Origin of the sequence: Streptomyces sp. NPDC096040 (assembly GCF_040303265.1) — a bacterium.
Taxonomy (GTDB): Bacteria; Actinomycetota; Actinomycetes; order Streptomycetales; family Streptomycetaceae; genus Streptomyces.
This window is the reverse complement of sequence record NZ_JBEOTA010000005.1, coordinates 286,910-313,124: the sequence shown is the minus strand read 5'-3', so window position 1 is coordinate 313,124 and position 26,215 is coordinate 286,910. Positions and strand designations below refer to the sequence as shown.

Sequence of the window (26,215 nt, the reverse complement as noted above, 5' to 3'; positions counted from 1 at the left end):
CCCCGCCCCGCCGATCCGCCGCACGCGAGGGATCATCTGGGAGGTACGTACATGTCCAGGACGACCACGGCAGCCGTACGGCCGCGCCGTCGGGCGACCGGGGCCGGTGCCAACCGCTGGGTCGTCCTCGTCGTCCTCTGCGTCAGCCTGCTGCTGGTCGCCCTCGACGCGACCGTGCTGCATGTCGCGGTGCCGGCCGTCACCGAGGACCTCAAGCCCGGCGCCATGCAACTGCTCTGGATCGTCGACGTCTATCCGCTGGTCTGCGCCTCGCTGCTGATCCTCTTCGGCACGCTCGGCGACCGCGTGGGCCGGCGGCGCGTCCTGCTGCTCGGGTACGCCCTGTTCGGGGTGGCCTCCGCGGTGGCGGCCGTCGCACCCAGTGCCGAGGCATTGATCGGGGCCAGGGCGCTGCTCGGCGTCGGCGGAGCGATGATCATGCCGGCGACGCTGTCGATCCTCCGGCAGGTCTTCCCCGACCGCCGCGAACGGGCCCTCGCCATCGGCATCTGGAGCGCGGTGGCGGCGGTCGGCGCGGCCGTCGGGCCGCTGTTGGGCGGCTTCCTGCTCGAACACTTCTGGTGGGGCTCGGTCTTCCTGGTCAACATCCCGCTGATGCTGGTCAGTCTCCCGGTGGGGCGGTTTCTCCTCCCCGAGTCCCGCGGCGACCGCAACGGCCCCTGGGACGTCGTGGGCGCCCTGATGGCGGCGGCGGGTCTGTTCGGCGTGGTGTTCGCCGTGAAGCGGCTGGGCGGCGGCGAGCCGGCGGCCAGTGCGCTCACGGTGGCCCCGCTTCTGCTGGGCGCACTGCTGCTGTTCCTCTTCGTGCGAAGGCAACGGCGGCGTACGTTCCCGCTGGTGGACCTGAAGATGTTCGCTCGGCCGGCGTTCAGTACGGCGGTGGGCTGCATCGTTCTGGCGATGCTCGCGCTGGTGGGTCTCGAACTGATCGCCGCGCAGTATCTGCAACTGGTGCTGGGCCTCTCCCCGTTGCAGACGGGGCTACGACTGCTGCCGCTGACGCTCGCCGCGATGGCGGCCGGGCTGGCCGGGGCGCGGCTGCTGCGGCGCTTCGGGCCGCGCCGGATGGTGTGCTTCGGCTTCTGCCTGACCGCGGCGGCCGTGCTGACGCTGACGGCGATGGGCGGGGTGGACAACGCGGGTCTGCTGCTGTGCGGCTTCGTCCTGCTCGGCTTCGGCCTGGAGACCACGCTCTTCGGGGCGTACGAGTCGATGCTGAGCGAGGCGCCGGCGGCGCAGGCCGGCGGGGCGGCGGCGGTCGGCGAGACGTCCTACCAGCTGGGGGCGGGCATCGGGATCGCGCTCCTCGGCAGTGTGATGAACGCGGCGTACGCGCCGGGGCTGTCCCGGGTGCCCGGCGTGCCGGAGTCGGCGTCCGCCGCGGCGGGGCATTCACTGGGCGAGGCCTACGAGGTCGCCGGACGGCTCGGCGGGCCGACGGGCGCGGCGTTGCGCCGGGCGGCGCGGGATTCCTTCGTGCACGGTTTGCATGTGACGTTGCTGGTGAGTGCGGGGCTGCTGTTGCTGGGGGCGGTGATGGCGCTGCGGTTGCCGCGGGCGATGCAGTGCGAGGAGGCACCGGTGGAGGTCCCGGCCCCGAGGGGCCCCCAGAGGTCCCGCGTCTCAGCGTGACCCGCCGCCCTCCCACCCACGCACCGCCCGTGTGGGTGGGTGGCGGGGTGGGCGTCGCTCGCGGGGGTGCCTCGCCTTTGGTGGGTGCGGGTGGAAGCCTTCTCCCACCCGTGCACCGCCCGTGTGGGCAGGTGGCGGGGGCTCGTGGGGGTGGTGTCTGGGTGGGGGAGCAGGGAGACTGCACGTAGTCTGGTGCAACTAGCGGTGCTAGTTTTGGGAGGGTTTTCATGTCCGCGTCCGTGACGTTGCCTCCGTTCGATGCCGGTGACCCCCTCGGCATCGACGATCTTCTGGAGCCGGAGGATCTCGCCGTACGCGAGACCGTGCGGAGCTGGGCGGCGGACCGGGTGCTGCCGCATGTCGCCGAGTGGTACGAGAGCGGGGAGCTGCCGGGCATCAGGGAGCTCGCCAAGGAGCTCGGCGGGATCGGGGCCCTCGGGATGTCGCTGACCGGGTACGGCTGCGCCGGTGCGTCCGCCGTGCAGTACGGGCTCGCCTGTCTGGAACTGGAGGCCGCCGACTCGGGCATCCGCTCGCTCGTGTCCGTGCAGGGATCACTGGCCATGTACGCGATTCACCGGTTCGGCAGCGAGGCGCAGAAGCAGCACTGGCTGCCGCCCATGGCCGCCGGTGACGTCATCGGGTGCTTCGGCCTCACCGAACCCGACCACGGCTCCGACCCGGCCGCCATGCGCACCCACGCCAAGCGCGACGCCGGCGGCGACTGGGTGCTCAACGGGCGGAAGATGTGGATCACCAACGGGTCGGTGGCCGGGGTGGCCGTCGTATGGGCGCAGAGCGAGAACGGCATCCGGGGGTTCGTCGTGCCCACCGACTCGCCGGGGTTCTCCGCGCCGGAGATCAAGCACAAGTGGTCGCTGCGGGCGAGTGTCACCAGCGAGCTGGTCCTGGACGACGTGCGGCTCCCAGCCGATGCCGTACTGCCCGAGGTGACCGGCCTCAAGGGCCCGCTCAGCTGTCTGTCGCACGCCCGCTACGGCATCGTCTGGGGCGCCATGGGCGCGGCACGCAGCTGCTTCGAGACGGCCGTCGACTACGCGAAGTCGCGGGAGCAGTTCGGCAGGCCCATCGGCGGCTTCCAGCTCACCCAGGCCAAACTCGCCGACATGGCGGTCGAACTGCACAAGGGGATCCTGCTCGCCCATCACCTGGGGCGGCGGATGGATGCCGGACGCCTGCGTCCCGAGCAGGTCAGCTTCGGCAAGCTCAACAACGTACGAGAGGCGATCGAGATCTGCCGTACGGCACGGACGATCCTGGGGGCGAACGGGATTTCGCTGGAGTACCCCGTGATGCGGCACGCGACCAACCTCGAGTCGGTGCTCACCTACGAGGGCACCGTCGAGATGCATCAGCTCGTGCTGGGCAAGGCGCTCACCGGGCTCGACGCCTTCCGGTGAACCCTGCGCGGGGGCAGGGCCGGTCAGCGGCCCTGCCTCAGCTCTGGTTGAAGAAGCCGTCCTCCCGGCGCGAGGCCGGCTCACCGTTGACGATCTCCGTGTTCGCGGGGGACAGCAGGAAGACCCGGTTGGACACCCGGTCGATCGAGCCCCGGAGACCGAAGATCAGCCCGGCCGCGAAGTCGACGACCCGCTTGGCGTCGCCGGCCTCCATGGCCGTGAGGTTCACGATGACCGGCACGCCCTCGCGGAACAGCTCGCCGATCGCGCGGGCGTCCCGGAAGCTGTCCGGGGTGACCGTGCCGATCCGGCGGCCCTTCTCCTCGGCGGTGTCCGAGGCCACCTTGACCCGGGGGTCGGTGACCCAGGCATCCCCGGGCTGCTCGGTCCCTTCGGAGTAGTCGTCGTCGTAGTAGCGCTCGTCATCGTTGTCGTCGACGAGGCCAAGCCAGGCACTCGCCTTGCGTACCGATCCCATGGACGCCTCCTCTCACAGCGGTCTTTCATGCTCCGCATCCCTATGGTCGTCCATGATGCGGATGGCGCGCCAAGTGGATAGACGCCGCGCGGGGGGTTTGTGACGGTACTGGTGCAGAGCGAATACGTCGAGAGGCCAGGTGTACCAAGGGCCGTTGCACGCACGGCTGCTGACTGTGAGTGAAATATGATTGTTCCGGGCGTATGGGTGATGAGCGGTGCGTCCGGGTGAACGGGCGGCGGGTGATGAACCGACAGTCGGCCGATACGACAGCGCAGCTCAGCGTCGTATCGGCCCTGACGTACTGTCAGTTCTTCAGCTCCGGCGGGGAGATCCGCGAGGCGTCGATCGCCGACGCGGTCGTCCCCCACTTCTTCAGGATCCGGTCGTATGTACCGTCGGTGATGAGTTTGTTCACGGCCGCCTGGAACGCGGGCGCCAGTTTCGTGCCCTTCTTGAAGGCGAAGCCGACATCGAGACGGTGGTACTCGTTGAGGAACTTCAGGCCCGGCTGGTGGGCGACGGCATAGCGCAGGCCGTTGATCGTGGACATCACGACATCGCTGCGGCCCTGCTGGACGGACGACCAGATGGCGCTCTGCTCGCCGTAGGTCTGCACGCTGTACGCCTTCTTGCCGGCGTCCGTGCAGACCTTCTTGTTCTCCTCCAGGGTCGCCTCGAAGGTGGTGCCCGCGCCGGTGGCGACGTTCAGGCCGCACAGCTGCCGTAGGTCGGTGATCTTCGGCAGTGTGCTGTCCGCACGGGTGGCGAAGCCCTGGCCGTCGTTGATGTAGGTGACGAAGTCGATGGCCTTGCGGCGCTCGTCGGTCACCCCGAAGTTGGCGGCACCGAAGTCGTACTTGCCGCTGTCCAGGGCGGGCAGGATCGCCTCGAAACTGGCCTGCTCGATCTTGAGCTTGATACCCAGTACCTTCGCCACGGCCTTGGTGAAGTCGACGTCCTGGCCGGTCAGGGTCTTGCCGTCGGGCAGATAGGCGGTGCCGGGCGGGGTGCCGCCGACCGTGACCGCGACGGTGAGACCGGTGACGCCCGAGGGCAGCAGCCCGGCGGCCTTGTCGTCCTTGCGAGTCGCGGAGACCACGTCCGTGGTGGGGATCGCGTTGCTCTCGGCGGCCACCCCCTGGGTGCCGCCGGTCCCCGAGGAACCGCCGGAGCCCGAACCGCAGGCGGTGAGGAGCAGGGCCGCGGCCGAGGTGATCGTAATAAAGGGAGCGAATTTCCTATAACGGGCACGTGTGGGCGTACGCATCGTCGAGCGGTCTCCTGGGATCAGCAGGCGTGCGGAGCGCGGGGGGGCGAGGGGAGGGGTGCGCGTGTGAAGGCGAAGCGAGGAGCGCGAGGGAGAACGCGGAGAGCCCCCGCCGAAGGCGGGGCGCGCAGTGGGTCAGCTCAACAGGAACAGGACCACACGCGACCGAAGTCGATGTGGGAGCGGGTGACCAGCCACTGCTGTGGATGCATGGGCCAAGTGGAACAGGTCACCGGTTCCCCGTCAACTGACTTGAGACGCGCTGCTCACACTCCGGACACCCTTGACAGAGAGGGGAAACGGCCCCGTACAGTCGACGGACGGCCCTGCTGAGGGGCTCGGCCGTAAGAGCGCCGCCCGGCGGTGCTCCGTGTGAAGGCACCCGCCGCACCACCGTGTGCGCGTCCACCGTGCTCGATTGATCCGTCACGGAGTCTTCGCATGTCATCCGACACCCTCGCCAAAGCCCCCGCCGCCCCCGACATACCCGAGCGCGCGGACGTCCTGAGAATCGTCCCGCAGCGCCGGTACGGGCAGTGGGTGGCCGCCGCCGCCGTTCTCGTCCTGCTCGGGCTCGCGATCGACTCGGTCGTGCGCAACAAGGCGTTCCAGTGGGACGTCGTCGCCGACTACTTCACCTCGGACTCCGTGCTGCGCGGACTGTGGCTCACTCTGTGGCTGACCGCCGTCGTGATGGTCCTCGGCTTCGCGCTCGGCACCCTGCTCGCCGCGTTCCGGCTCTCCGCCAACCCCGTGCTGCGGACGGTCAGCTGGGGATACGTCTGGCTGTTCCGGTCGATCCCGATCCTGGTCCAGCTGCTGCTCTGGTTCAACATCGGCGCCCTGTACCCGCGGGTACTGGGCGTCCGGACGGTCGACCTGCTCAGCCCGGTCGCCGTCGCGATCGTCGGCCTCACCCTGCACGAGGCCGCCTACGCCGCCGAGGTGGTGCGCGGAGGCATCCTCTCCGTGGACCGCGGCCAGATCGAGGCCGCGAACGCGCTCGGCCTGAGCCGGTGGCGGCGCTGGCGGCGCATCGTACTGCCGCAGGCGATGCGCGCGATCGTGCCGCCGGCCGGCAACATGCTGATGGGCACCCTCAAGGGCACCTCGATCGTCAGCGTCATCGCCGTCAACGACCTGCTGTTCTCAGCACAGTTGATCTACCACCAGACCTATCAGGTCATCCCGCTGCTGATGGTCGCCACCCTCTGGTACACGGTCGTCACCTCCGTGCTCGGCATCGGCCAGTACTACGTCGAGAAGCACTATGCGCGCGGCACGGAGACGGCCCGATGAGGCCCCAGCTGGTGATCGTGGGGGCCGGGCCGCGGGGGACCGGTCTCCTCGAACGCATCGCCGCCAACGCGCCCGAGCTGTACGCCGGTTCGGGCCTCGACATCCATCTGGTCGACCCGCATCCGCCGGGCGCCGGCCGCATCTGGCGGGCCGCCCAGTCGCCGCTGCTGTGGATGAACTCGCACGCCGAGGACGTCACCATGTTCACGGACGAGACGGTGCGGATGACCGGTCCGGTACGGGAGGGGCCGACCCTGCACGAGTGGGCGGGCCTGGCCGGCCGCACCTTCGCCGACCGGCAGATCCAGGGCCGGTATCTGCGGCACGTCTACGACCGAGCCGTGGCCGACCTTCCCGAGGGCGTCACGGTGCACCACCACCCCCGCCGTGCCCTGCGGGTGAGCGGGCCCCGCGAGGGGCGCCAGCAGGTCTGGCTGGAGGGCCGCCCGCGTCCGCTCCTCGCCGACCTCGTCGTTCTCGCCCTCGGCCATCTGGACGCCGAACCCGACCCCGAGCAGGCCGCCCTGGCCGCTTACGCCGGCACGCACGGGCTGGTCCACCTGCCGCCGGACTTCACCGCCGACAGCGACCTGTCCGCACTGCGGCCCGGCGAGCCGGTGCTGGTACGCGGCTTCGGGCTGGCCTTCGTCGACCTGATGGTGCTGCTCACGGAGGGGCGGGGCGGGCGGTACGACGGTGACACCTATGTGCCGTCCGGGCGGGAGCCGGTGCTGTACGTCGGCTCGCGGCGCGGAGTGCCGTACCACTCGAAGATCGGATACGACTGGACCGGCGAACGCCCGCCGCTGCCCCGCTTCTTCGGCCCCGGCGAGGTCGAGGAACTGCTCGCCCGGCCGGGCGGGTTCGACTTCCGGCGGGACGTGTGGCCGCTGGTCACCAAGGAGCTGGGCTTCGCCCACTACCACCGGTTGTTCACCGTCCACCCCGAGCGGACGGCCGTCGCCTGGCCGGACTTCGAGGAGAAGTACGCCGCCGCCGAGGGCGACGCCGAAGCGCGGGCGCTGGTGGCGGCCGCCGTACCGGACCAGGCCGACCGGCTCGATCTCGCTGCGCTGGACCGACCGCTGGACGGGGTGCGGTACGGATCGCACGAGGAGTTCCAGAAGGGGCTGCGGGATTACATCGAGGGGGACCTGAGCCGCCGCCATGACCCTTCGTACAGCCCCGACCTGGCGGTGTTCCTCGGACTGCTCTCCGTCTACGGGCAGTTGGTGCGGCTCGGTGACATCGGGTCCTGGTGGCACGGGTTCTTCAGCTGTCTCGCCTCGGGGCCGCCCGGGCCCCGGCTGCGGCAGTTGCTCGCGCTGTCCCGGGCGGGGGTGGTCAGGTTCCTCGGCGCCGGGATGACGGTGGAGGCGCGGGACGGGGTGTTCCGGGCGTCCGCGGACACCGTGCCCGGGTCCTTTGTCGAGGCGCGGGCGCTGGTCGAGGCGCGGCTGCCCGAACCGACCGTGGGGCGGGCCCGGGACACGCTGCTGCGCGAACTCCAGACCGACGGGGCCGCCGAGACGCCCGACGGGCTGCTCAGGGTGGACCCCGTGGACGGGCGGATCCTCGACGAGGACGGCCGACCGCATCCCCGGCGGTTCGCGCTCGGGCCGTTCACGGACGGCCGTACGCCCGGCGCGTTCACCCGGCCGCGCACCGGAGGGCCCGCGTTCCGGCAGAACGACGCCACGGCGCGGGCGGCGCTGGCCTTCCTGGCGGACGTGACGGGCCGGGTCGCCGCCTAGTCCGCCTCCGACGACTCAGATCTGCGAGGGATCCACTCCATGACCGTCATGGTCGACATCAGGTCCGTGCACAAGAGATTCGGCACGCTGGAGGTGCTCAAGGGCATCGACCTCCAGGTGTGGGCCGGTGAGGTCACCGTCGTCCTCGGGCCCTCCGGGTCCGGCAAGTCGACGCTGCTGCGCACCATCAACCACCTGGAGAAGGTCGACCAGGGGGTGATCAGCGTGGACGGCACGCGGATCGGCTACCGGCGCTCCGGGGACAGGCTGTACGAGCTGCCCGAGCGGGAGGTGCTGAAGCAGCGGACCCGGATCGGGTTCGTCTTCCAGAACTTCCATCTCTTTCCGCACCTGACCGTGGTGGAGAACGTCATCGAGGCGCCGGTCGCCGCGCTGAAACGCCCGCGTGCCGAGGCCGTGGCGAGCGCCCGGCGGTTGCTGGAGCGGGTGGGGCTCGCCGACAAGGCCGACGCCTATCCGCGGCAGCTCTCCGGTGGTCAGCAGCAGCGGGTGGCGATCGCGCGGGCGCTGGCGCTGGAGCCGAAACTGCTGCTGTTCGACGAGCCGACGTCCGCGCTCGACCCCGAGCTGGTGGGCGAAGTCCTCGACGTAATAAGGGACTTGGCCCGGCAGGGGACCACGATGATCGTCGTGACCCATGAGATCGGGTTCGCCCGGGAGGTCGCCGACACGGTCGTCTTCATGGCCGACGGACGGGTCGTGGAGGCGGGACCGCCGACGGAGGTGCTGGACGCTCCGCGGGAGGAGCGGACGCGGGCGTTTCTTTCCAAGGTGCTGTGATGTGCGGAGAGGATGGTCTGTCATGACCGGCTCGTACGGCCGGGGGCTGCTGCATCTGGCCGCCGCCGTGGACCAGGTCGGCGTGTTCGACGCGGAGCGTTACGTCGAGCTGGTGCGGCTCGCCGAGAGCGGGGGCCTGGACTTCGTCACGCTCGAGGGCCGGTTCGGGTGGACCGAGACCGACGCGCTCGCCGTGCTGTCGCAGGTGGCCCCGGCCACCCGGCGGATCGGGCTGGTGCCGCTGGTGACCGCCCCGCAGACCGCCCTCGCCCACCTCGACCAGATCAGCCGGGGCCGGGCCGGCTGGTGGAGCGACGCGCCCGGGCCCTCGCCGGGGCATCCGGTCCGGGTGGCCCACGCCGCCGAGGGGGCCGCCCGGCGGACCGCCGCCCGGTACGCCGATGTCGTCCTGGTGCGGGCCGCGAACTCCGCGCAGGCCGCCGCCGTACGCGAGGAACTGCGGCAACACGCACGGGAGTTCGGGCGGGAGCCGGACACGCTGCGGGTGCTGGTGAGTCTGCTGGTGGATCTGGGGGACGGGGAGCGCGCGGCCGAGCCGGGGCACGGTGGCGGCGGCCCCCGGCAGACCGTGCAGGGCCCGCTGTACCGGGGCGGCCCGGTGGACCTCGCGGAGCTGATCGCCGGCTGGCACGGCGAGGGCGCCACCGACGGCTTCCACCTCGTCCCCGCCGAACCGCGCCGCGATCTGGAGCGGCTGGTCAACGGCACCGTGGCGCTCCTCCAGCACCGCGGGCTGTTCCGGACCTTCTACCCGGGCAGCACCCTGCGCGAGCACCTCGGCCTCGCTCGGGCCGCCGGCCAGCTGGCGGCACCCTGAAAAACGGGGCTCCCGGCCGATATGGACCGGTTGAGTGCATATGAAACAGATGATAGGGATCATGCTAAGAGCTGTGGAAGGGCTGATCGTATGACCGCGGACGCATCCGGCGACTGGAAGCGCTGGCACGAGCACCGGGTGGAGACCGTGTCGGCTCCCTACGGGCCGCTCGCGCTGACCGGCACCAACTGGATCGAGGACCATCCGGAAGGCCGCCTTCCCGGTGTCCCCGGCGTCTGGGCGGTGGACGGCGACACCGTGCTGCTCACCGCCACGGAGGCCGACGGCCTGGCCGTGGACGGCGAACCCTTCGCCGGTGAGGTCCGGCTCGCCGCCGACCGCGAACCGTCGGCCCGGGTCACGCTCGGCGAGCGCCGCCTGGTCGTGCTGATCCGCGAAGGCGTCTGGGGCGTACGGGACTACGACCCGGCCGCCGAGACCCGCCGCACCTTCCTGGGCATCGACGCCGCCGCCTACGACCCGCGCTGGTCGGTGCCGGGCCGCTTCACCCCGTACGACGACGACCGGCGCACCGTCCGCGTCGACACCGCGGACGGAGTGGAGCGCGCGCTCGTGCTCGCCGGGGAACTCGCCTTCACCCTGGCGGGCGAGGACCTGACGCTCCAGGTCGCCGAGCAGGCCGACGGCCGGCTGTGGGCGGTGTTCTCCGACGCCACCAGCGGGGTCAGCAGCTACCGGTTCAGGTTCCTCTATTCGGCCGCCCCGGCCGCCGACGGCTCCACCACCGTCGACTTCAACCGGGCGCAGCTGCCGCCGTGCGCCTTCGCGGACCACTTCATCTGCCCCTTCCCGCCGCCGGGGAACAGGCTGGGCCTCGGGGTCGACGCGGGGGAGCGCATAGTGGCCTGACGCTTTCGCAGGAATTGTGACCGGGCGTCAACTCGCCCGGATCACAACAAGATCACACAAAGTCGACATGGTTCGAACACAGTCGCGCGGCCGAAAGGCACTCTTGCGGGTACCGGTCGTTCGCCCGAATACTCCCCCTCAGCGCTTGTCAGGAGCATTACGTGTCCGGAACCCGGGCGCCGCCCCTGGCTGCGCCTCACGGGCCCCGACCCCACGCGGGCCCCCTGACTTCCCCTGGGAGGGAACGACAAGTGAGGATCAAGCGCACCACCCCCCGCAGCGGTATCTCGAGACGGACCCGACTGATCGCCGTGGGCACCGGTTTCCTGGCCGCGGCAGCGTTCGCCGTCCCCACCGCGAGCGCGAGTGACGCTCACACCTTCAGCGCAAGCGAACTGAAGGCCGTGAACAGCTCCGTTCTGAAAGCGAACGTCCCCGGCACCGCCTGGGCCGTCGACAGCAAGACCCACCGTGTCGTCGTCACCGTCGACAACACGGTCTCCAAGGCCGAGATCGCCAAGATCAAGCGGCAGGCGGGCGCAAACTCCGGCGCGCTCACCATCAAGCACACCAACGGCACCTTCAAGAAGCTGATCACCGGCGGCGACGCCATCTACGGCGGCGCCTACCGCTGCTCGCTCGGCTTCAACGTGCACAGCGGCAGCACGTACTACTTCCTGACCGCCGGGCACTGCGGTCAGGTGGCCTCGACCTGGTACAGCAACTCCGGCCACACCACGGTCCTGGGCACCAACGTCAGCTACAGCTTCCCGACGAACGACTTCGCGCTGGTGAAGTACACCAACAGCTCGATCGCGCACCCGAGCGCGGTCGGCAGCCAGACCATCTCCAGCGCGGCCACCCCGGCCGTCGGTACGACGGTGTACCGCCGCGGTTCGACCACCGGCACGCACAGCGGCCGGGTCACCGCCCTCAACGCCACCGTCAACTACGGCAGCGGTGACGTCGTCTACGGCATGATCCAGACCACGGTCTGCGCCGAGGGCGGCGACAGCGGCGGCCCGCTCTACGGCGGTTCCGTGGCCTACGGCCTGACCTCCGGCGGCAGCGGCGACTGCACCTCCGGCGGTACGACCTTCTTCCAGCCGGTCACCGAGGCGCTGAGCTACTACGGCGTGAGCGTCGGCTGACGATCCTCCCGGATCCGCTCCCAGCCCAGTGGGCCCCCGTACGCAACCGGCGTGCGGGGGCTCCCTTTTGGGCGGGTGCCGGGGTTACCGTCGAAGGACCATTGGAGTCACCCCCTGGGGGCCGGCATGGTCGAGGCGCTGGTGGCGGCCGGAGCCGCTCTCGTGTCCGTCGGCGCGGTCTACGCGCTGGCCGCGGCGCGGGTCGTCAGACAGTACGAGCGAGGCGTGGTGTTCCGCCTGGGTCGGCTCCGACCGGAGGTGCGCGAGCCCGGGTTCACCATGATCGTCCCGTTCGTGGACCGGCTCCAGAAGGTCAACATGCAGATCGTCACCATGCCGGTGCCCGCACAGGAGGGCATCACCCGCGACAACGTGACCGTCCGCGTCGACGCCGTCGTCTACTTCAAGGTGACCGCGCCCGCCGAGGCGGTCGTCCGGGTCGAGGACTACCGGTTCGCGGTCTCGCAGATGGCGCAGACCTCACTGCGGTCCATCATCGGCAAGAGCGAGCTGGACGACCTGCTGTCGAACCGTGAAAAGCTCAACCAGGGCCTTGAGTTGATGATCGACAGCCCGGCCGTGGAGTGGGGTGTCACCATCGACCGTGTCGAGATCAAGGACGTCTCGCTGCCCGAGACCATGAAGCGATCCATGGCCCGGCAGGCCGAGGCCGACCGGGAGCGCCGGGCCCGGGTCATCAACGCCGACGCCGAACTCCAGGCCTCCAAGAAGCTCGCCGAGGCGGCCAAGGAGATGTCGGAGCAGCCCGCCGCGCTCCAGCTGCGCCTGCTGCAGACGGTGGTGGCGGTCGCCGCCGAGAAGAACTCGACCCTGGTGCTGCCGTTCCCGGTGGAGCTGCTGCGGTTCCTGGAGCGGGCTCAGCAGCAACTGCCGCCGGGGGCGGACGGGTCCGGGGGGATCGGTGCCAAGAGCGAGCCTGGAGAGGCGAATTCCGGACAGGGGTAAAGGCCACTCTCCTTCGATGGTTACTCGCCCGGAGTGTTTGCAGTGCGAATCCTCCTGGGCCCTCCGTGGGTGGCTGTGAACGGCTCGGGCACAGGGGGCGCACAACATCCGCGCACGCGCGTCCTGAACTCGACCTTGTGTGCTCCCTGTGGGTCTCGGAATAGTGGGCGCCCGTCAACCAGCCTTCCGGCTCCGAGGTCCCCACAACCTTACGGGCCGACCCCCCACAGGAGGACATGAGTTGAAGCACCGACGCATACCCAGGCGCCGGGCGGTCCTCGCCGGCGCGGGCATAGCCGCGCTCGTCGCCGCCGGAGTGACCTTCCAGAGTGCGAACGCCAGCGAGCCCGCCAAGGCCGCCGCACCGCAGATCCTGTCCGTGCCGGCGGCCGGAAAGCTCGCCTCGGCGCTCGCCGCCGACCTCGGTACCGACGCGGCGGGCACGTACTACGACGCCAAGACCAGGAACCTCGTCGTCAACGTGCTCGACGACACCGCCGCGCAGACCGTCGAGGCGGCCGGGGCGAAGGCGAGACTCGTCGCCAACTCCCTCGCCGAACTCGACAGCGCGCGGACCACGCTCAAGCAGGACGCCACCATCCCCGGCACCTCGTGGGCGACCGACCCGGTCACCAACAAGGTCGTCGTCACCGCCGACAAGACGGTCGCCGGGGCCGCGCTGACCAAGCTCACCAAGGTCGTCGACGGGCTCGGCGAGAAGGTGGAACTCCGGCACTCGAAGGGGGAGTTCAAGCCCTTCATCGCCGGCGGTGACGCGATCAGCGGGTCGGGCGGGCGCTGCTCGCTCGGCTTCAACGTGGTCAAGGGCGGCGAGCCGTACTTCCTGACCGCCGGGCACTGCACCGACGCCATCTCCACCTGGTCGGACTCCTCCGGCAACGTGATCGGCCAGAACGCCCAGTCCAGCTTCCCCGGCAACGACTTCGGTCTGGTCAAGTACACCTCCGCGGTGGACCACCCGAGCGAGGTCGACCTCTACAACGGCTCTACCCAGAAGATCACGGGCGCGGCCGAGGCGACCGTGGGCATGAAGGTGTCCCGCAGCGGCTCCACCACCCAGGTCCACGACGGCACGGTCACCGGTCTCAACGCCACCGTGAACTACTCGGAGGGCACGGTGAGCGGGCTCATCCAGACCGATGTGTGCGCCGAGCCGGGCGACAGCGGCGGCTCGCTCTTCTCCGGCAGCAACGCGATCGGCCTGACCTCGGGCGGCAGCGGCGACTGCACCTCCGGCGGGGAGACGTTCTTCCAGCCGGTGACGGAGGCACTGTCGGCCACCGGCACCCAGATCGGCTGACCCGCGCCGAAAGCCCGAGATGCCCCGCCCCTGTCCGAGGGGCGGGGCATCTCCATGCCGTGAGCCGGGCAGCGTCAGCCGGACATGTACGCGAGCCTGCACAGCCATGCCGCGTTCATGACACGACAACCGGTCGAGAAGGCAGCCAGTGGTCGAGGGAGCGGCGCCGAGAGGCTCGGTGCAGGCTGGACTAGGGAGGTGGGTCGCCGTGGCGCACAACGAAGCCGTCTCACCGGGCAAGGGTGCCGCAGTGCTGGAAGCTTTGTTCCATCAGTCGCCTACCGGCCTGCTGATCCTGGACACGGAGCTGCGCATCGTACGGATCAACTTCACCAGACCGGATCTGCACGAAGCGCCCTCCGAACAGGTCGTGGGCCTACGGGTCACCGACGTGTACGACCTTTCCGCACCCGGTGAGGTGGCGGCGATGCTGCGCGGCGTGCTGGAGAACGGCGCGCCGGTACGGGGGCGACTCGTGGGGGTGCGTCCGAAGGGCGCACCGGGGCCGGAGTACCTGTTCTCCGTCTCGGCGTCCCGTCTGGAGGACGCGCAGGGGAGGGTGTGGGGCGTGCTCACGGAGATGCTCGATGTCACCGAGCGCGAAAGGGTGGGCGCCCGTATGCGGGTCCTCGGCGCCGTGCGCGAGCACGTGGGACGGACCCTCGGCGTGGTGGCCACCTGCGAGGAACTGGTGCAGGCAGTGGTGCCGGACCTCGCCGACATCGCCGTGGTCGAAGTGGTGGACGCCGTGGTACGAGGCGAGGAACCTCCCCTGAGCCCGCTGGGAGCGGAGGTGCCGCTGCGCCGTGCCGCCTACGGTCACCGCGGCGACGAGAAGCTGATCCAGGCGCATCCGGTGGGCGACGTACGCTCGCTGCCGTTCCCCACGCCCTACGCCCAGACGCTGACCGACCTCAAGCCCCGCCTCGTCGCCCTGGCACCTGACACCCCCTGGCTGGCGGCCGACCCGCCCCGCGCCGAGGCGATCCGTGTTTCCGGCGCCCGCTTTCTCATCACGGCACCCCTGACACTGCGCGGAACCGTGCTGGGACTGCTGAGCCTGTACCGCACCGACCAGGCCGTCTATGACGAGGGCGATGTCACCCTCGCCCTCGAAGTGGCCGCTCACGCCGCGCTGTGCATCGACAACGCCCGCCGCTACACCCGTGAACACACCATCGCCCTGACAGTCCAGCGTCACCTGCTGCCGCCCCAACCCGCGACATGGACGACCGTCGAAACCGCGCACTTGCACGTGCCCTCCGCGGCGGGCGGAGGCGGCGGGTTCGACACCTTCGCCCTGTCCGGCGCTCGCACCGCCCTGATGGTCGGCGAAGTCGCCGGCCAAGGCGTCCACGCGGCCATCACGATGGGACAGATGCGGACCGCCATCCACTCCCTGGCCGCACTCGACCTGGGGCCCGACGAGCTCCTCGCCCGCCTCAACGACACCGCCACCAGCCTCGCCGAGGAGCGCGCGGCTCTGCCGCCCGGCGATCCCATGCCCCTCACGGGAAGCTGCGTGTACACCGTCCACGACCCGTTCGCCCAGACCTGCACCATCGCCCTGGCCGGCCATCCCCCACCCGTCATCGCCCACCCCGACGGGACCACCGAGATACCCGACCTGCCGAGCGGGCCTTCCCTGGGCAGCGGCGCGGGACCCCCCTTCGCCGCCACCACGGTCTCCGTCGCCGACGGCAGCGTCCTCGCCTTCTACACCCCGTCCCTGCTGCACACCTCACCGTCCCCGGACACCCTCCGACAGGTGCTGGCCCACCCGGAGCGGCCACTGCAGGACCTGTGCGACGACGTGCTCTACCGGCTGCGCAACGACACCCGCCACGGCGACGTCATCCTCCTTCTCGCCCGCACCAACCCGTTCCCCGCCGACCAGGTCGCCACCTGGCATCTCGACCACCACCCCAAGGCTGTCGCCACGGCGCGCGGCCACGCCCGCCACCAGCTCGTCCGGTGGAGCGTCGATGAGGAAACCGCCTACACCACCGAAACGATCGTCAGCGAACTGGTCACCAACGCCGTCCGCTACGGCGCCCCGCCTGTCCGGTTGCAGCTCATCAAGGACCGCACACTCACCTGCGAAGTCCACGACGGAGACTTCCTCGCGCCACGGCTGCGCCACGCGAACACTGTCGACGAAGGCGGGCGCGGCCTGTTCATCGTCGCCCAACTCGCACAGAACTGGGGCGTCCGCCATACGCCCGACGGCAAGACCGTCTGGGCCGAACAGCCTCTCCCGCGTTCAGCCACATCCGGCCACCGACAGCGGCCATAGGCTGTGCTTCGGCCTCTGCCTGCCGAGGTCGGTCGTTCCGGCACGGGGTCACTTCATGGCCCGGCTCCGGCGTCCCTGGCGGCCGCCGGCGAGAGCGGCGGGCCCCACGGCTTCCGGCCCGAAGCGGCGGCGGGCTCTGTCCGCGGCGGCTTCGGCGGTGCGGGCGTGATCGTCGCCGGGGTCCATGGAGAGCTGGCGGTGGGCGGCGGCCGCAGGTAGCAGGTCGTCGGCGCGGATGGTGAAGGCACGCACTCGTGCGCGTTGCAGCCCGAGGCCGGCCAGCAGGCCGAGAGCGGCCGTGGCGAGGGCGGGTGAGTGGTCGGTGGGCTCTTCGAGCTTGCGGGTGCGTGTGGTGGTGCTGCGGTCGGCGTACCGCACCGTGAGGGTGATGCGGCCCGTGACCTGTTTTTCGCCACGCAGGCGCTGCCCGATCTGCTCGGCAAGCCCCAAGACCGCCCGGTGGTGTTGCGCCGGGTCGAGACAGTCCCGCTCCAGCACGAGGTCGGCGCTCAGGTGTGTCGCCGGTTCCGTGGGGGTGACCGGGCGGGGGTCGTGGCCGCGGGCGCGTTCGGACAGCAGCCGGGCCTGGCCGACGCCGAGAAGGCGTTGCAGGGTCGCCGCGGGCAGGTCGGCGATCTGACCGATGGTGTGCAGGCCGTACCGGTTGAGGGTGGTCGCCGTGGCGCGGCCGATGCCCGGCAGTGCGACGACCGGGCGGGGGTACAGCCAGTCGGCGGCCTGCTCGGCGGGAACCCAGGTGGTCTCTCCCGGTGCGGAGGCGTCGGCGGCCATGGCCGCGAGCATGCGGTTGCTCGCGAGTCCGGCGCTGCAGTCGATGCCGTAGAGAAGCTTCAGCCTCATCATCGTCGTCTGGACCATGTCGTAGGGGGGCAGGTCGAAGTATCGGAGTGCCGAGGTCAGGTCGAGCTGGACGGCGTCGGGTGGGACGGCGTGGACGTGGGGCGTGATGCCGGACAGGTATTCGATCACGTCGGCGTACTGTTCCTCGGTCAGTGCGGCGTGCAGGTGGAGGTGGGCGATGTGCCGCTGCCGTCTGCTCATCCCGCGCTCCCTGGGCTTCGGTGGCCGAACTTCTTCAGGTCGGCGGAGCGGGTGCCGGCGGGCTGGAGGTCGGCGTAGGGGTGCAGACGGGCGCCGGTGGTGCCGTTGGCGAGGGTGCGCTGTGGCTGGGCGGGCGTCGGGTGCGGGCGGCTGGCGCCGAGGAGGGCGAGCGCGGCCTCGGGGCCGTTGTCGCGGCGGGCGGCGGCGATCTCGTCCAGGTCCCAGGCCATGGTGCCGACGACGGTACGACGGCTGCCGCGCACCTGCACCGTGCCGCGCACCAGCAGCAGCCCGCTGTGGAAGACGGTGTGCGCGCAGGCCGGGTGGGAGTCCTCGAAGAACGCCAGGTCGACCAGGCCGGAGCCGTCCTCCAGGGTGACGAAGATGATCCGCCTGCCGCTCGCGATCGGCGGGGTCTGGGTGGAGGCCCGCACACCCGCGACGAGGACCTGCTGACCGGCGCGCAGTCCGGCCAGGTGGGCCGCGTCGGTCGCGCCGATCTCGCGCAGCAGCCGGTGGTGGTGCTCCATGAGGTGCCTGGAGACGTCGATGCCGAGGGTGCTCAGCTCGGCGCTCAGGGCCTCGCGTCCGGTCATCTCCGGCAGGCCACTCGGCTCCGCCCCACCGACGGCGTCCGCGGCGATGGGCAGTTGTCCCTCGTGCGCGGACCGGGTGCGGGACTGGCGATGGAGTTCGGCGATCTGCAGCAGCAGGTCGCGGCGGGTGAGGCGGCCGTCGTGCAGGCAGGTGAGCGCACCGATCTGCGCGAGCCGCTCGGCGACCGGTCTGCTGGGATGGGCCCGCTGCCAGAAGTCCGACAGCGATCCGTACGGCTGACCCTCCTCGATCCGGGCACACTCGTCCTCGCTGATGCCGTGCACCGCGGACAGGGCAAGCCGTACGCCCCACTGGTCTGCGTCGGTCTTCTCCACCGTGTGTCTCACCCGGGAGCGGTTGATGTCGACAGGCAGGACGGGGACACCGCGCCGACGGGCGTCGGAGACGAGGACGCGCTTGGGCCACATCCCGGGGTCGTGTTCGAGAAGGCCGGCCAGCAGGAACGCCGGGTAGTGCGCCTTCAGCCAGGCACTCTGCAGGGCCGGTACGGCGAAGGCGACCGCGTGGGCGCGGCAGAAGCCGTACGCGCCGAAAGCCTCGACGGTCCTCCAGACCTCGTCCCGGACAGCCGCACTGTAGCCACGCGCGCGTGCCAGGCCATGGAACCAGTCCCTGATCCTCGGCAGTTCGTTCTTGTCGCCGAGCGCCCGCCGGGTGAACTCCGCGTAGGCCCGGTCGCAGCCGGTCATCACCGACAGCGTCTCGATGATCTGCTCGTGCCAGATGGTCACGCCGTAGGTGTCGGACAGCACTGGTTCGAGGTCCGGGTGGGCGTAGTCGGGCGTGCCGCCGTGGCGGGCGGCGATGTAGCGCTCGGGCATGCCACCGGCGACCGGGCCGGGGCGGAAGAGGCTGATGTCGGCGATGACGTCCTGCACGTCGCGCGGCTGCAGCCGGGAGAGGAGGTCCTGCTGGCCGGGGGACTCCAGCTGGAACAGACCCAGGGTCTGGCTCTCCTGGATGAGCTTGAACGCGAAGACGTCGTCGAGCGGCACCTGCTTGGGGTTGTCGAGGTCGATGCGGTTGCCGGTGGTCCGTTCGATTTCGGTGACGGCGTGGGCCATGGCGGACTGCATGCGCACGCCCAGGACGTCGAGTTTGATGTTGCCCAGTGCCTCGATCTCCTCCTTCGCGGCCATGGCCATGGGGTAGTCGCCCTGCGGCGTGGGCTGCACCGGCAGCCGGTCCAGGAGTGTGGCGTCGCTGATGACCACGCCGCAGGGGTGCATGGCCATGCCGTGGACCAGGGAGTCGAGGCCCTCGGCGAGTTCCCACAGCGGGCCGTACCGGGGTGCCTCGGCGGCCAGTTGCCGTAGTTCGGGCAGTTCGGCGAGGGCTCCGGTGATGTCGCAGGCGCGCAGGTGCGGGAAGCTCTTGGCGATCCGGTCGACGTCCCCGGGCGCGATCCCGAGGGCCAGGCCGGTGTCCCGCAGGGCCCGGCGGGCACGGTAGGTCTCGGGCATGGCGGTGACCGCGACCCGCTCCTTGCCGAAGCGTTCGAAGATCGTGTCGTAGCACTCCAGGCGGCGGGCGGATTCCACGTCGATGTCGATGTCGGGCAGCGACTTGCGGCGCGTACTCAGAAAGCGTTCGAACAGCAGACGGTGGTCGAGCGGGTTGGCGGTGGCGATGTCCAGGGCGTGGCAGACCATCGATCCGGCGCTGGAGCCGCGGGCGGCGACCCGGATGCCCTTGGCCCGGATGTCGGCGACGACCTGGCCGACGGCGAGGAAGTACGAGTCGTAGTTCAGCGCGGCAATCACCTTGAGCTCTTCGTCCAGCCGGTCGAGCACCGTACGGTCGCGGTCGAGGCCACGTCTGGCCAGGCCGGCCTCGCACTGCCCGCGCAGCAGCTGGGCCGCTCCGTCCGCCCGGGGCTCGGCGCCGAAGAGGGACGGTTCCGGGAAGTGCCGGGCGCCGAGTCCGAGGTCCGCTACCGGGTCGACGGTGCACGCGGCCGCCGTGGTGGCGGTGTCCGCCATCAGCCGGCGGGCCCGGCGGATGTCTTCTCCGGCGCATTCGGTGATCATCCGGGCGACGGTCTCCATTCCTCGCTCGTCCTTGAGCCAGCGCTGTCCGGTGTCCAGGTGGCGTCGGTCGATGGGGCGCAGCAGCCGGGCGGCGTCCAGTACGTCGGCGAGGCGGTGCTGGTCGGGGTCGGCGTAGCGGACGGCGTTGGAGAGTACGGCGGTGGTGCGGGTGCGGTCGGCCAGGGAGAGGGTGCGGGCGGCGAGGCGCAGGGACCCGGGATCCATGCCGAAACGTTTCTGCGCGATGACTTCCAACCGGACCTCTCTCCCGAAGATCTCCGTCCAGGGCGCCAGCAGCTTCATCGCGACGTCCTCCCGGCCCACCGACAGCGCCCGCACCGGCTCCGAGAGCGGACCGAGCAGGACGGCCAGGCCGGGGCCGCCGTACTCCCGCAGTGCCTGCCACGGCACCACCGGGGGCGTACCGGACACGGCACCGACGTGAGCCGCCGACGTGATGCGGCACAGCCGTGCCCATCCCTCCTGGTTCTGTGCGAGCAGCACGAACCGCAGCGGCGGCTCCACGACGTGTGCGCCACCGCGCGCCGGGGTGCGGCGGCGCTGGGTGGGCGGCGGGGGTGCGAGGGCCTGCACCGCCAGGTCGATACCGAAAACCGGCCGGACGCCGTCTTTCGCGCAGGCCTGCGCGAATCGAACAGCTCCGGTGACCGTGTCCCGATCGGTGAGCGCGAGCGCCGACATGCCCCGCTCGGCCGCTCGCCGGACGAGCCGCTCGGGGTGAGATGCGCCGTAGCGGGCGGAGTAACCGGACGCGACGTGCAGATGGGCGAAGCCCGTCATGCCGCACCTCCATCACTCCACCCCTTTTCGGCCATGCGTCCGATATGTTCATCGTACGCTCGTTCGATTACTCTAACCCCATCAGCCCCGGCCAGCGACCCGCAGTCGAACGCATCGGCGATTCTTGAAGGGGTGGGAAGTTACCCAAAACGGGCATCATGCCGTCAGTTCCCAGCCGGGCAGGGCTGCCGCAGCTCCGGCATGACCCGGTAGCGCTGCGGCCAAGTGGCTCGACGAGCTCTTCGCCACTCTGGGCAACAGACGCCAACCCCCTGAAACGACCGACGGCTGACAGCTCCGGGAGAGCAATTGCCAACCGCCCGAATCGGTGACTCGACACGAACGCGTGAAAAGCCCCCGTTTTTCGGCGATGCCTGCAACAGGGTCTTGGCCCGGGGATAGCGACTGACGGCCTCCGCAGTGGATTCGATCAACCGGGGTGTACGGGTACGCAGCACATCTCGGGCCAGGGCGTGGTAGGTGCGGTCGTGGTCGATGAGAGTGACGAATTCCTGGGGATATCCGGCGTCACCGACCACGTTCAGTCGGCCGTTTTCGAGCACCCAGACCATGAGCCCGTCGGCACCGAGTGGAGGCAGGACGTACTCCGCGACGGCCTGTAGGACATCCTGAGAGGTGACGGCCTCGGACAGTGCCTCTGTCAGCTCGCCCATCCGGACCGTGCGCTCAGCCCCCCCCGCGGCACCGAAGGCGGGCGGTATGCCGGGCAGGCCCAACCGCTCGGCCTTCTGGCCGCAGCTCTTCGACACCTCCCTCCCCTCCTACCGGGCCAGGTTCGACGCGGTCGAGAAGCTGGCCAAGGTCGCCGACGAGGCCGGCCTGACGATGATCCAGCCGGCGCTCGGCTTCGTCACCGCGCACCCCGCCGTGACCAGCGCGCTCATCGGCCCCCGCACGCTGGACCACCTGCGCTCGCAGCTCGCCGCCGCGGACACGGTGCTCTCCGCCGACGTACTCGACGCGATCGTCGCCCCCGGCGTCGACCTCGCGGCCCACGAAAAGACGGACACCCCGCCCGCCCTGCTCGACCCGTCGCTACGCCGCCGCTGACCGCTCCCGGGCAGGTGCGCCGCCGGCCATCGCCGTGCCGCGCTCCGCGGCGAACGGGAAGCGGTCAGGGCGGAAAAAAGAATCTGGGAATCTTCGCGCACGCGGCAACCTTTCCGGCCTCCCCGGACCACTGAGTGGTGTCCGGCCAGGTGGTCCGGTCAGACGCAACGGCTGAAAGAGAGCACAGACATGTCCCTCGCCCACTCACGTCATCGGTGGCGTACCGCGCTGGCAGCCGCCGTGCCGCGAGGCCAGGCCCGCGGTCGACGCCGGTCGTCCCGCTCAGCCGTCACGGGGAGACGAAAAGTGATGCACCGTGGCCGTCGGTTGTTCGCGCGTCGGAGTGTCTGGGCTGCCATCGTCATGGCTGTCGTGGCCGGCTCCGCTGTCGTGGTCAGCACGGCCTCGGCGGGAACCGTGAATCCGAAGGCGTGGTACGTACTGGTCAACCGCAACAGCGGCAAGGTGCTGGACGGCAACGCCTTCGCCACGAACAACGGCGCGGCGGTGGTGCAGTGGAGCCGTCACGGCGGGGCCAACCAGCAGTGGCGGTTCATCGACGCGGGTGACGGGTACTACCGGCTGCAGAACCGGAACTCCGGCAAGGTGCTGGACGACCACAACTGGTCGAAGAGGGCCGGCTCCGGCATCGTGCAGTGGAGCGACCTGAACGGCCGCAACCAGCAGTTCAAACTGGCGAAGTCGGCGAACGGCTACGTGCGTTTGATCAATCGCTTCAGTGGCATGGCCGTCGAGGTCCACAACGCCTCCAAGGCTGACGGGGGCCACGTCGTCCAGAACCGCGACGGGGGCGGCGCCAGCCAGCAATGGCAACTCGTCCCGGCCGGCAGCGTCGGCACGCCCACGCCCACCGGGTCGGGCGGCAGTGTTCCCGCAAGCCAGGCTCCGAGCGGCACGACACGTTTCATGGGCAGCAGCACGGTGCTCATCGGCGGCTCGATGTCCGACGCCTCGGCGACCGCCGCGCCGTTCGACGTGCGATACGCCTATGTGCACAGCCGGCCCGCGCCCTCGTCGGCCTACTACTCTGCATCGCTCTGCCAGGCCGGGTGGACGAACTGGTGGGGCTGCTGGGGCGGCAGCACCACGGCGCCCGGCAGTTACGTGACCTGGTCGGACACCCATGCGGCCCAGGCGACCTACAAGGGCAGCCCGCGCGCGCAGAAGTTCTTCTGGACTTGGTACTCATTGCGCGACCTCGGGGATCTGGCGGGCTCGGGCGACGGTCCGGGCGAGGTCAAGGCCATCAACAGGGTCGACCTGCTCACCCGGTACATGAACGACTACCGGTTCTTCCTCCAGAAGATCGGCAACTCGCACGACATGATCGACCTCGAGCCTGACTTCTGGGGCTACGTCCGGTCGCTCGGAAATCCGCACCAGGTCGCCGCGCAGGTCTCTGGCGCGAATCCGGCGGATTGCGGATCGCAGGAAAACAGCGCATCCGGACTCGTCCGCTGCCTGATCGCGATGGCGCACAAATACGCGCCGAACACCACCGTGGGCATGCATCTCTCCTGCTGGGACTGGCCGAGCAACACACAGGGATGCGCCAAGGATTACGCGAACCTCGGGGCACAGAACGCCGACTTCCTGGTCGCCGATGTGTCGGACCGTGACGCAGGCTGGTACGCACAGTCGGCACATGGCGGCCATGACAACTTCTGGACCGACCAGAAGGCCGCTGCCTCGCTGGCGTTCTACAGGACGATGGCCGAGTCCGTGGGCAAGCCGGTGGTCCTGTGGCAGATCCCCGTGGGCAACATGGCGCAGAACAACACCCTCCACCATTACAAGGACGACAAGGTGGACTGGTTCTTCGCGCACATGGACCAGGTGGCGAACGCCCATATCGCCGGCCTGCTGTTCGGTGCCGGGCAGGAGGAACAGACGTCGATCGAGACCGACGGCGGAAACCTGATCAACAAGACGATCGCCTACCACAACTCGGGTGGTACAGCGCTCAAGTAGGCGGAGGTGCGCAGCCGGCCGGCCAGCTCTTCGATGGGGCCGGCTTCGTCCTCTTCGTCGGGCTGAGAACTTCCCGGATGCCGCTGGAGCTGACGAAGCGGCAGCGGACTGAGCCGTAGAGGCGCCAGGAGGGGTGCGGGGCCGTTTCACACGGCCCCGCACCCGATGCCGTCACAGGGCCAGGAGTTGCCAGTCCTGGTTGGAGCCACCGGTGGCCGGCCACTGGATGATCTTGGCGCCGTCCGCGGTGGAGGCGTCCTTGACGTCGGCGCACCAGCCGTTGCGTACGCTGACGAGCTGGTAGTAGCCGCTGGTCGGGGAGGGGACGAGTTTCCACGACTGGTTGTCACCGCCGTCGTCGGTCCACTGGTCCAAGCCCGCGCCCTGGCCGGAGCCGCCAGGACTGTCCAGGACCTTGCCACTGTGGGCGTTGACCAGCCGGTAGGAGCCGTCGGCGTTCGGCACCAGCTTCCATTGCTGGTTGGCGCCTCCGTTCCACGGCCACTGGATGACGGCGGCGCCGTCGGCGGTGGAGCCGTCGCTGACGTCCAGTACCTTGCCGCTCTTGCGGTTCACCAGCCGGAAGGTGCCGATGTCCGCGCTGAAGAGGCGGTCGTAGATCTCCAGGTTGCGGATCGAGGCCCAGGCGCCGGAGGGAAGCCCGGTGACCGTCACCCGCACATACCGTGCCTGCGCGCGGAAGACGGAGACCTGCACCTGAGCGGTACCGGTGGTGGCGGTCAGGTCCGCCAGCGTGGTCCAGGTGGAGTTGTCCGTCGAACCCTCGATCCGATAGCGGTAGTTCGTGGCGTCGGACTCCCAGGCGATACGGGTTCCCGTCAGCGACTTCACCGCCCCCAGATCCACCTTCAGCCACTGTCCCGTGCTGCCGCTGCTCGCGGACCAGCGGGTGGCGGTGGAGCCGTCGACGGCCCTCGCCGCGGTGTTGCCCTTGGAGGTCTCCTCGCTGCTGGCCGTTGTCGTCGCGCCGAGGGCGATGTCGGCCGGCTGCACGGAGCGGTCCAGGGTGACGCCGACGATGCTGTCCTCGGGCGTACGGACGCGATCGATGCCGGTGACCGTCACCCTGCCGTCCGAGCCGACGGTGTACGGCAGGTCGGTGCCCGAGACTAGGTCGAAGACGCGGGTGACCTTCGCGTCGCCGGTGGACGGGGTGGTGAAGCCGGTGCCGCTGTAGTCGGGCAGCAGGTGAACGTAGAACGTGTCGCCCGTGTACGTGTATCCGTACTGGCCGTCCACCGGGTTCCAGGGGCCACCGCGGGTGCCGTACACGGCCTGGCCACAGGTGCTCAGGAAGGAGCCGACCTTGCGTACCGCGGCCGCCTGGTCGGCGGGCACCGCACCGGTGCGGTCCGGGCCGACGTTGAGGAGGACGGTCATGTTCCGCACCCAGGAGTTGACCAGGATGCTCATGATGTTGCCGTAGCTCATCACGGGGCTGCCCGCCTTGTAGCCCCACGCGCCGCCGATGGTGAAGTTCTTCTCGGCCAGGTGGCCGGTGCGTATGGCGCCGGTCGGGACGGCGCTGCCTTCCTCGCTGGTGTAGTCGCCCATCCAGCCGGAGCGCGGGTTGACCACGACGTCGGGCTGGTGCCTGCGCACCACGCCCATCAGGCCGAGAGGACGGCCGGTGGCGGGGTCGGTTTCGCTGTAGGCGGCGTCCACCGGCCACTCGTTGGCGGTGTCGCGGTACTCGCCGGGCTCCCAGAAGAACGCGGCGTCCCGGTCCGAGCCCTGCTGGCCGAGCCAGCCGCCGTCCCAGTAGATGTCGTCGATCTTGCCGTACTGCGTCACCAGCTCCTTGACCTGTTGGTACACCTCGTTCTTGAAGATCCGCGCGTTCTCCTTGTGCGCGGGATCGGTGGTGTAACCCCAGGCGTTCGGAAGGCAGTTGGTGCCGTAGACGTCGTAGTAGCCGGGGTAGCGCCAGCTCAGCGGGGAGTAGTACAGGCCGACCCTGAGCCCGGCGTCGCGGACGGCGGTGACGTACTGGCCGACGAGGTCCTTCCGCAGGGGGGCCTGTCCGGCGGTCCAGGCGTTCGGGTGGGTGGACGGCCACAGCGCGAAGCCCTCGTGGTGGCGGGCCGTCAGGACGGTGTACCCGGCGCCCATGTCCTTGGCCAGCTGCGCCCAGTCGGCCGGGTCGTAGGCGCTCGCGGTGAACTGCTCACTGGTCGCGTCGGTGAGGTACTTGCGGTAGTCCTCCGGCGTGATGGCGGCGTTCTCCATGTACCACTCGCCCTTGGCAGGGCCGGAGTAGACGCCCCAGTGGATGAACATCCCCAGCTTGGCGTCCTGCAGCCACTGGACCTTGTCATCGGGCTGCTGCTCGACGCCCATGTCCGGTGCGGGGATGCGCAGGGGGAGGAGGGGGAGCGGCTGGGGGGAGGAGGCGGCGTGTGCGGGTGTCGCCGGCATCGGTGCGATGACCGCGGCGACCGTCGCGGCGGCCATGCCGGTCAGCACGCTTCGGCGACTGATCAGTTCGGACAAGGTTCTCTC

Annotated in this window: 17 protein-coding genes and 1 pseudogene; 13 read left to right on the top strand and 5 right to left on the bottom strand. The window is 70.2% G+C overall.

All coding sequences use genetic code 11. The annotated features are described in order from the left end of the window. Positions 1 to 51: 51 nt before the first annotated feature. Positions 52 to 1,653: an MFS transporter gene (locus ABTY98_RS08750; RefSeq protein ID WP_352220151.1), complete on the top strand. Its 1,602-nt coding sequence runs from the start codon at positions 52 to 54 to the stop codon at positions 1,651 to 1,653. Positions 1,654 to 1,880: 227 nt separating this feature from the next. Further along, positions 1,881 to 3,074: an acyl-CoA dehydrogenase family protein gene (locus ABTY98_RS08745; protein ID WP_352220150.1), complete on the top strand. Its 1,194-nt coding sequence runs from the start codon at positions 1,881 to 1,883 to the stop codon at positions 3,072 to 3,074. Between the two features lie 37 nt (positions 3,075 to 3,111). Here the strand turns inward: ABTY98_RS08745 and ABTY98_RS08740 are convergent, their stop codons facing one another. Together ABTY98_RS08740 and ABTY98_RS08735 are read right to left on the bottom strand one after the other, a co-directional pair. After that, on the bottom strand, positions 3,112 to 3,552 hold the full coding sequence (locus ABTY98_RS08740; protein ID WP_351699550.1) for a cell division protein SepF: 441 nt from the start codon (positions 3,550 to 3,552) through the stop codon (positions 3,112 to 3,114). Between the two features lie 307 nt (positions 3,553 to 3,859). Continuing rightward, positions 3,860 to 4,822: an ABC transporter substrate-binding protein gene (locus ABTY98_RS08735; RefSeq protein WP_352220149.1), complete on the bottom strand. Its 963-nt coding sequence runs from the start codon at positions 4,820 to 4,822 to the stop codon at positions 3,860 to 3,862. 441 nt (positions 4,823 to 5,263) lie between these two features. Here ABTY98_RS08735 and ABTY98_RS08730 point away from each other — a divergent pair, with 441 nt between their 5' ends. From ABTY98_RS08730 to ABTY98_RS08690, 9 genes are all read left to right on the top strand, one after another. Next, positions 5,264 to 6,121, top strand: a complete 858-nt coding sequence (locus ABTY98_RS08730) for an amino acid ABC transporter permease (protein ID WP_352220148.1) — start codon at positions 5,264 to 5,266, stop codon at positions 6,119 to 6,121. Next, on the top strand, positions 6,118 to 7,875 hold the full coding sequence (locus tag ABTY98_RS08725) for an FAD/NAD(P)-binding protein (protein ID WP_352220147.1): 1,758 nt from the start codon (positions 6,118 to 6,120) through the stop codon (positions 7,873 to 7,875). The genes ABTY98_RS08730 and ABTY98_RS08725 overlap by 4 nt, the downstream gene beginning before the upstream one ends. A 39-nt stretch (positions 7,876 to 7,914) precedes the next feature. Further along, positions 7,915 to 8,676 carry an amino acid ABC transporter ATP-binding protein gene (locus ABTY98_RS08720; protein WP_352220146.1) on the top strand — a complete coding sequence of 254 codons (762 nt, stop codon included), beginning with the start codon at positions 7,915 to 7,917 and terminating at the stop codon, positions 8,674 to 8,676. A gap of 22 nt (positions 8,677 to 8,698) precedes the next feature. Beyond that, a complete protein-coding gene (locus ABTY98_RS08715; RefSeq protein ID WP_352220145.1) occupies positions 8,699 to 9,514 on the top strand; it encodes an LLM class flavin-dependent oxidoreductase in 816 nt (271 codons plus the stop codon). 90 nt (positions 9,515 to 9,604) lie between these two features. Next, positions 9,605 to 10,384: a DUF1684 domain-containing protein gene (locus tag ABTY98_RS08710; protein ID WP_352220144.1), complete on the top strand. Its 780-nt coding sequence runs from the start codon at positions 9,605 to 9,607 to the stop codon at positions 10,382 to 10,384. 251 nt (positions 10,385 to 10,635) lie between these two features. Continuing rightward, a complete protein-coding gene (locus tag ABTY98_RS08705) occupies positions 10,636 to 11,535 on the top strand; it encodes a S1 family peptidase (protein WP_352220143.1) in 900 nt (299 codons plus the stop codon). 126 nt (positions 11,536 to 11,661) lie between these two features. Further along, on the top strand, positions 11,662 to 12,501 hold the full coding sequence (locus ABTY98_RS08700; protein WP_352220142.1) for a slipin family protein: 840 nt from the start codon (positions 11,662 to 11,664) through the stop codon (positions 12,499 to 12,501). Between the two features lie 241 nt (positions 12,502 to 12,742). Beyond that, entirely contained in the window at positions 12,743 to 13,822 is a 1,080-nt protein-coding gene (locus tag ABTY98_RS08695; RefSeq protein ID WP_352220141.1) for a S1 family peptidase, read from the top strand. Between the two features lie 208 nt (positions 13,823 to 14,030). Next, positions 14,031 to 16,118, top strand: coding sequence for a SpoIIE family protein phosphatase (locus tag ABTY98_RS08690; RefSeq protein ID WP_352220140.1), 2,088 nt, complete (start codon positions 14,031 to 14,033; stop codon positions 16,116 to 16,118). A 48-nt stretch (positions 16,119 to 16,166) separates the two neighbouring features. Here the strand turns inward: ABTY98_RS08690 and ABTY98_RS08685 are convergent, their stop codons facing one another. After that, positions 16,167 to 17,180 (bottom strand): DNA polymerase Y family protein, encoded by a 1,014-nt coding sequence (locus ABTY98_RS08685; protein WP_352220139.1) that lies wholly within the window; start codon positions 17,178 to 17,180, stop codon positions 16,167 to 16,169. Beyond that, positions 17,177 to 20,629, bottom strand: coding sequence for a DNA polymerase III subunit alpha (locus ABTY98_RS08680; RefSeq protein ID WP_352220138.1), 3,453 nt, complete (start codon positions 20,627 to 20,629; stop codon positions 17,177 to 17,179). Before ABTY98_RS08680 ends, ABTY98_RS08685 begins: the two co-directional genes overlap by 4 nt. A 753-nt stretch (positions 20,630 to 21,382) precedes the next feature. Between ABTY98_RS08680 and ABTY98_RS08675 the strand changes: the two are divergent. Continuing rightward, a pseudogene (locus tag ABTY98_RS08675) lies at positions 21,383 to 21,700 on the top strand (aldo/keto reductase); the annotation flags it as partial. Between the two features lie 363 nt (positions 21,701 to 22,063). Then, positions 22,064 to 23,692 carry an RICIN domain-containing protein gene (locus ABTY98_RS08670; RefSeq protein ID WP_352220137.1) on the top strand — a complete coding sequence of 543 codons (1,629 nt, stop codon included), beginning with the start codon at positions 22,064 to 22,066 and terminating at the stop codon, positions 23,690 to 23,692. 171 nt (positions 23,693 to 23,863) lie between these two features. Here ABTY98_RS08670 and ABTY98_RS08665 read toward each other — a convergent pair whose 3' ends face one another. Continuing rightward, the gene (locus ABTY98_RS08665) at positions 23,864 to 26,206 is read right to left on the bottom strand and encodes an alpha-L-fucosidase (RefSeq protein WP_352220136.1); all 2,343 of its coding nucleotides are present in this window, start codon (positions 26,204 to 26,206) and stop codon (positions 23,864 to 23,866) included. Between the last annotated feature and the right edge of the window lie 9 nt (positions 26,207 to 26,215).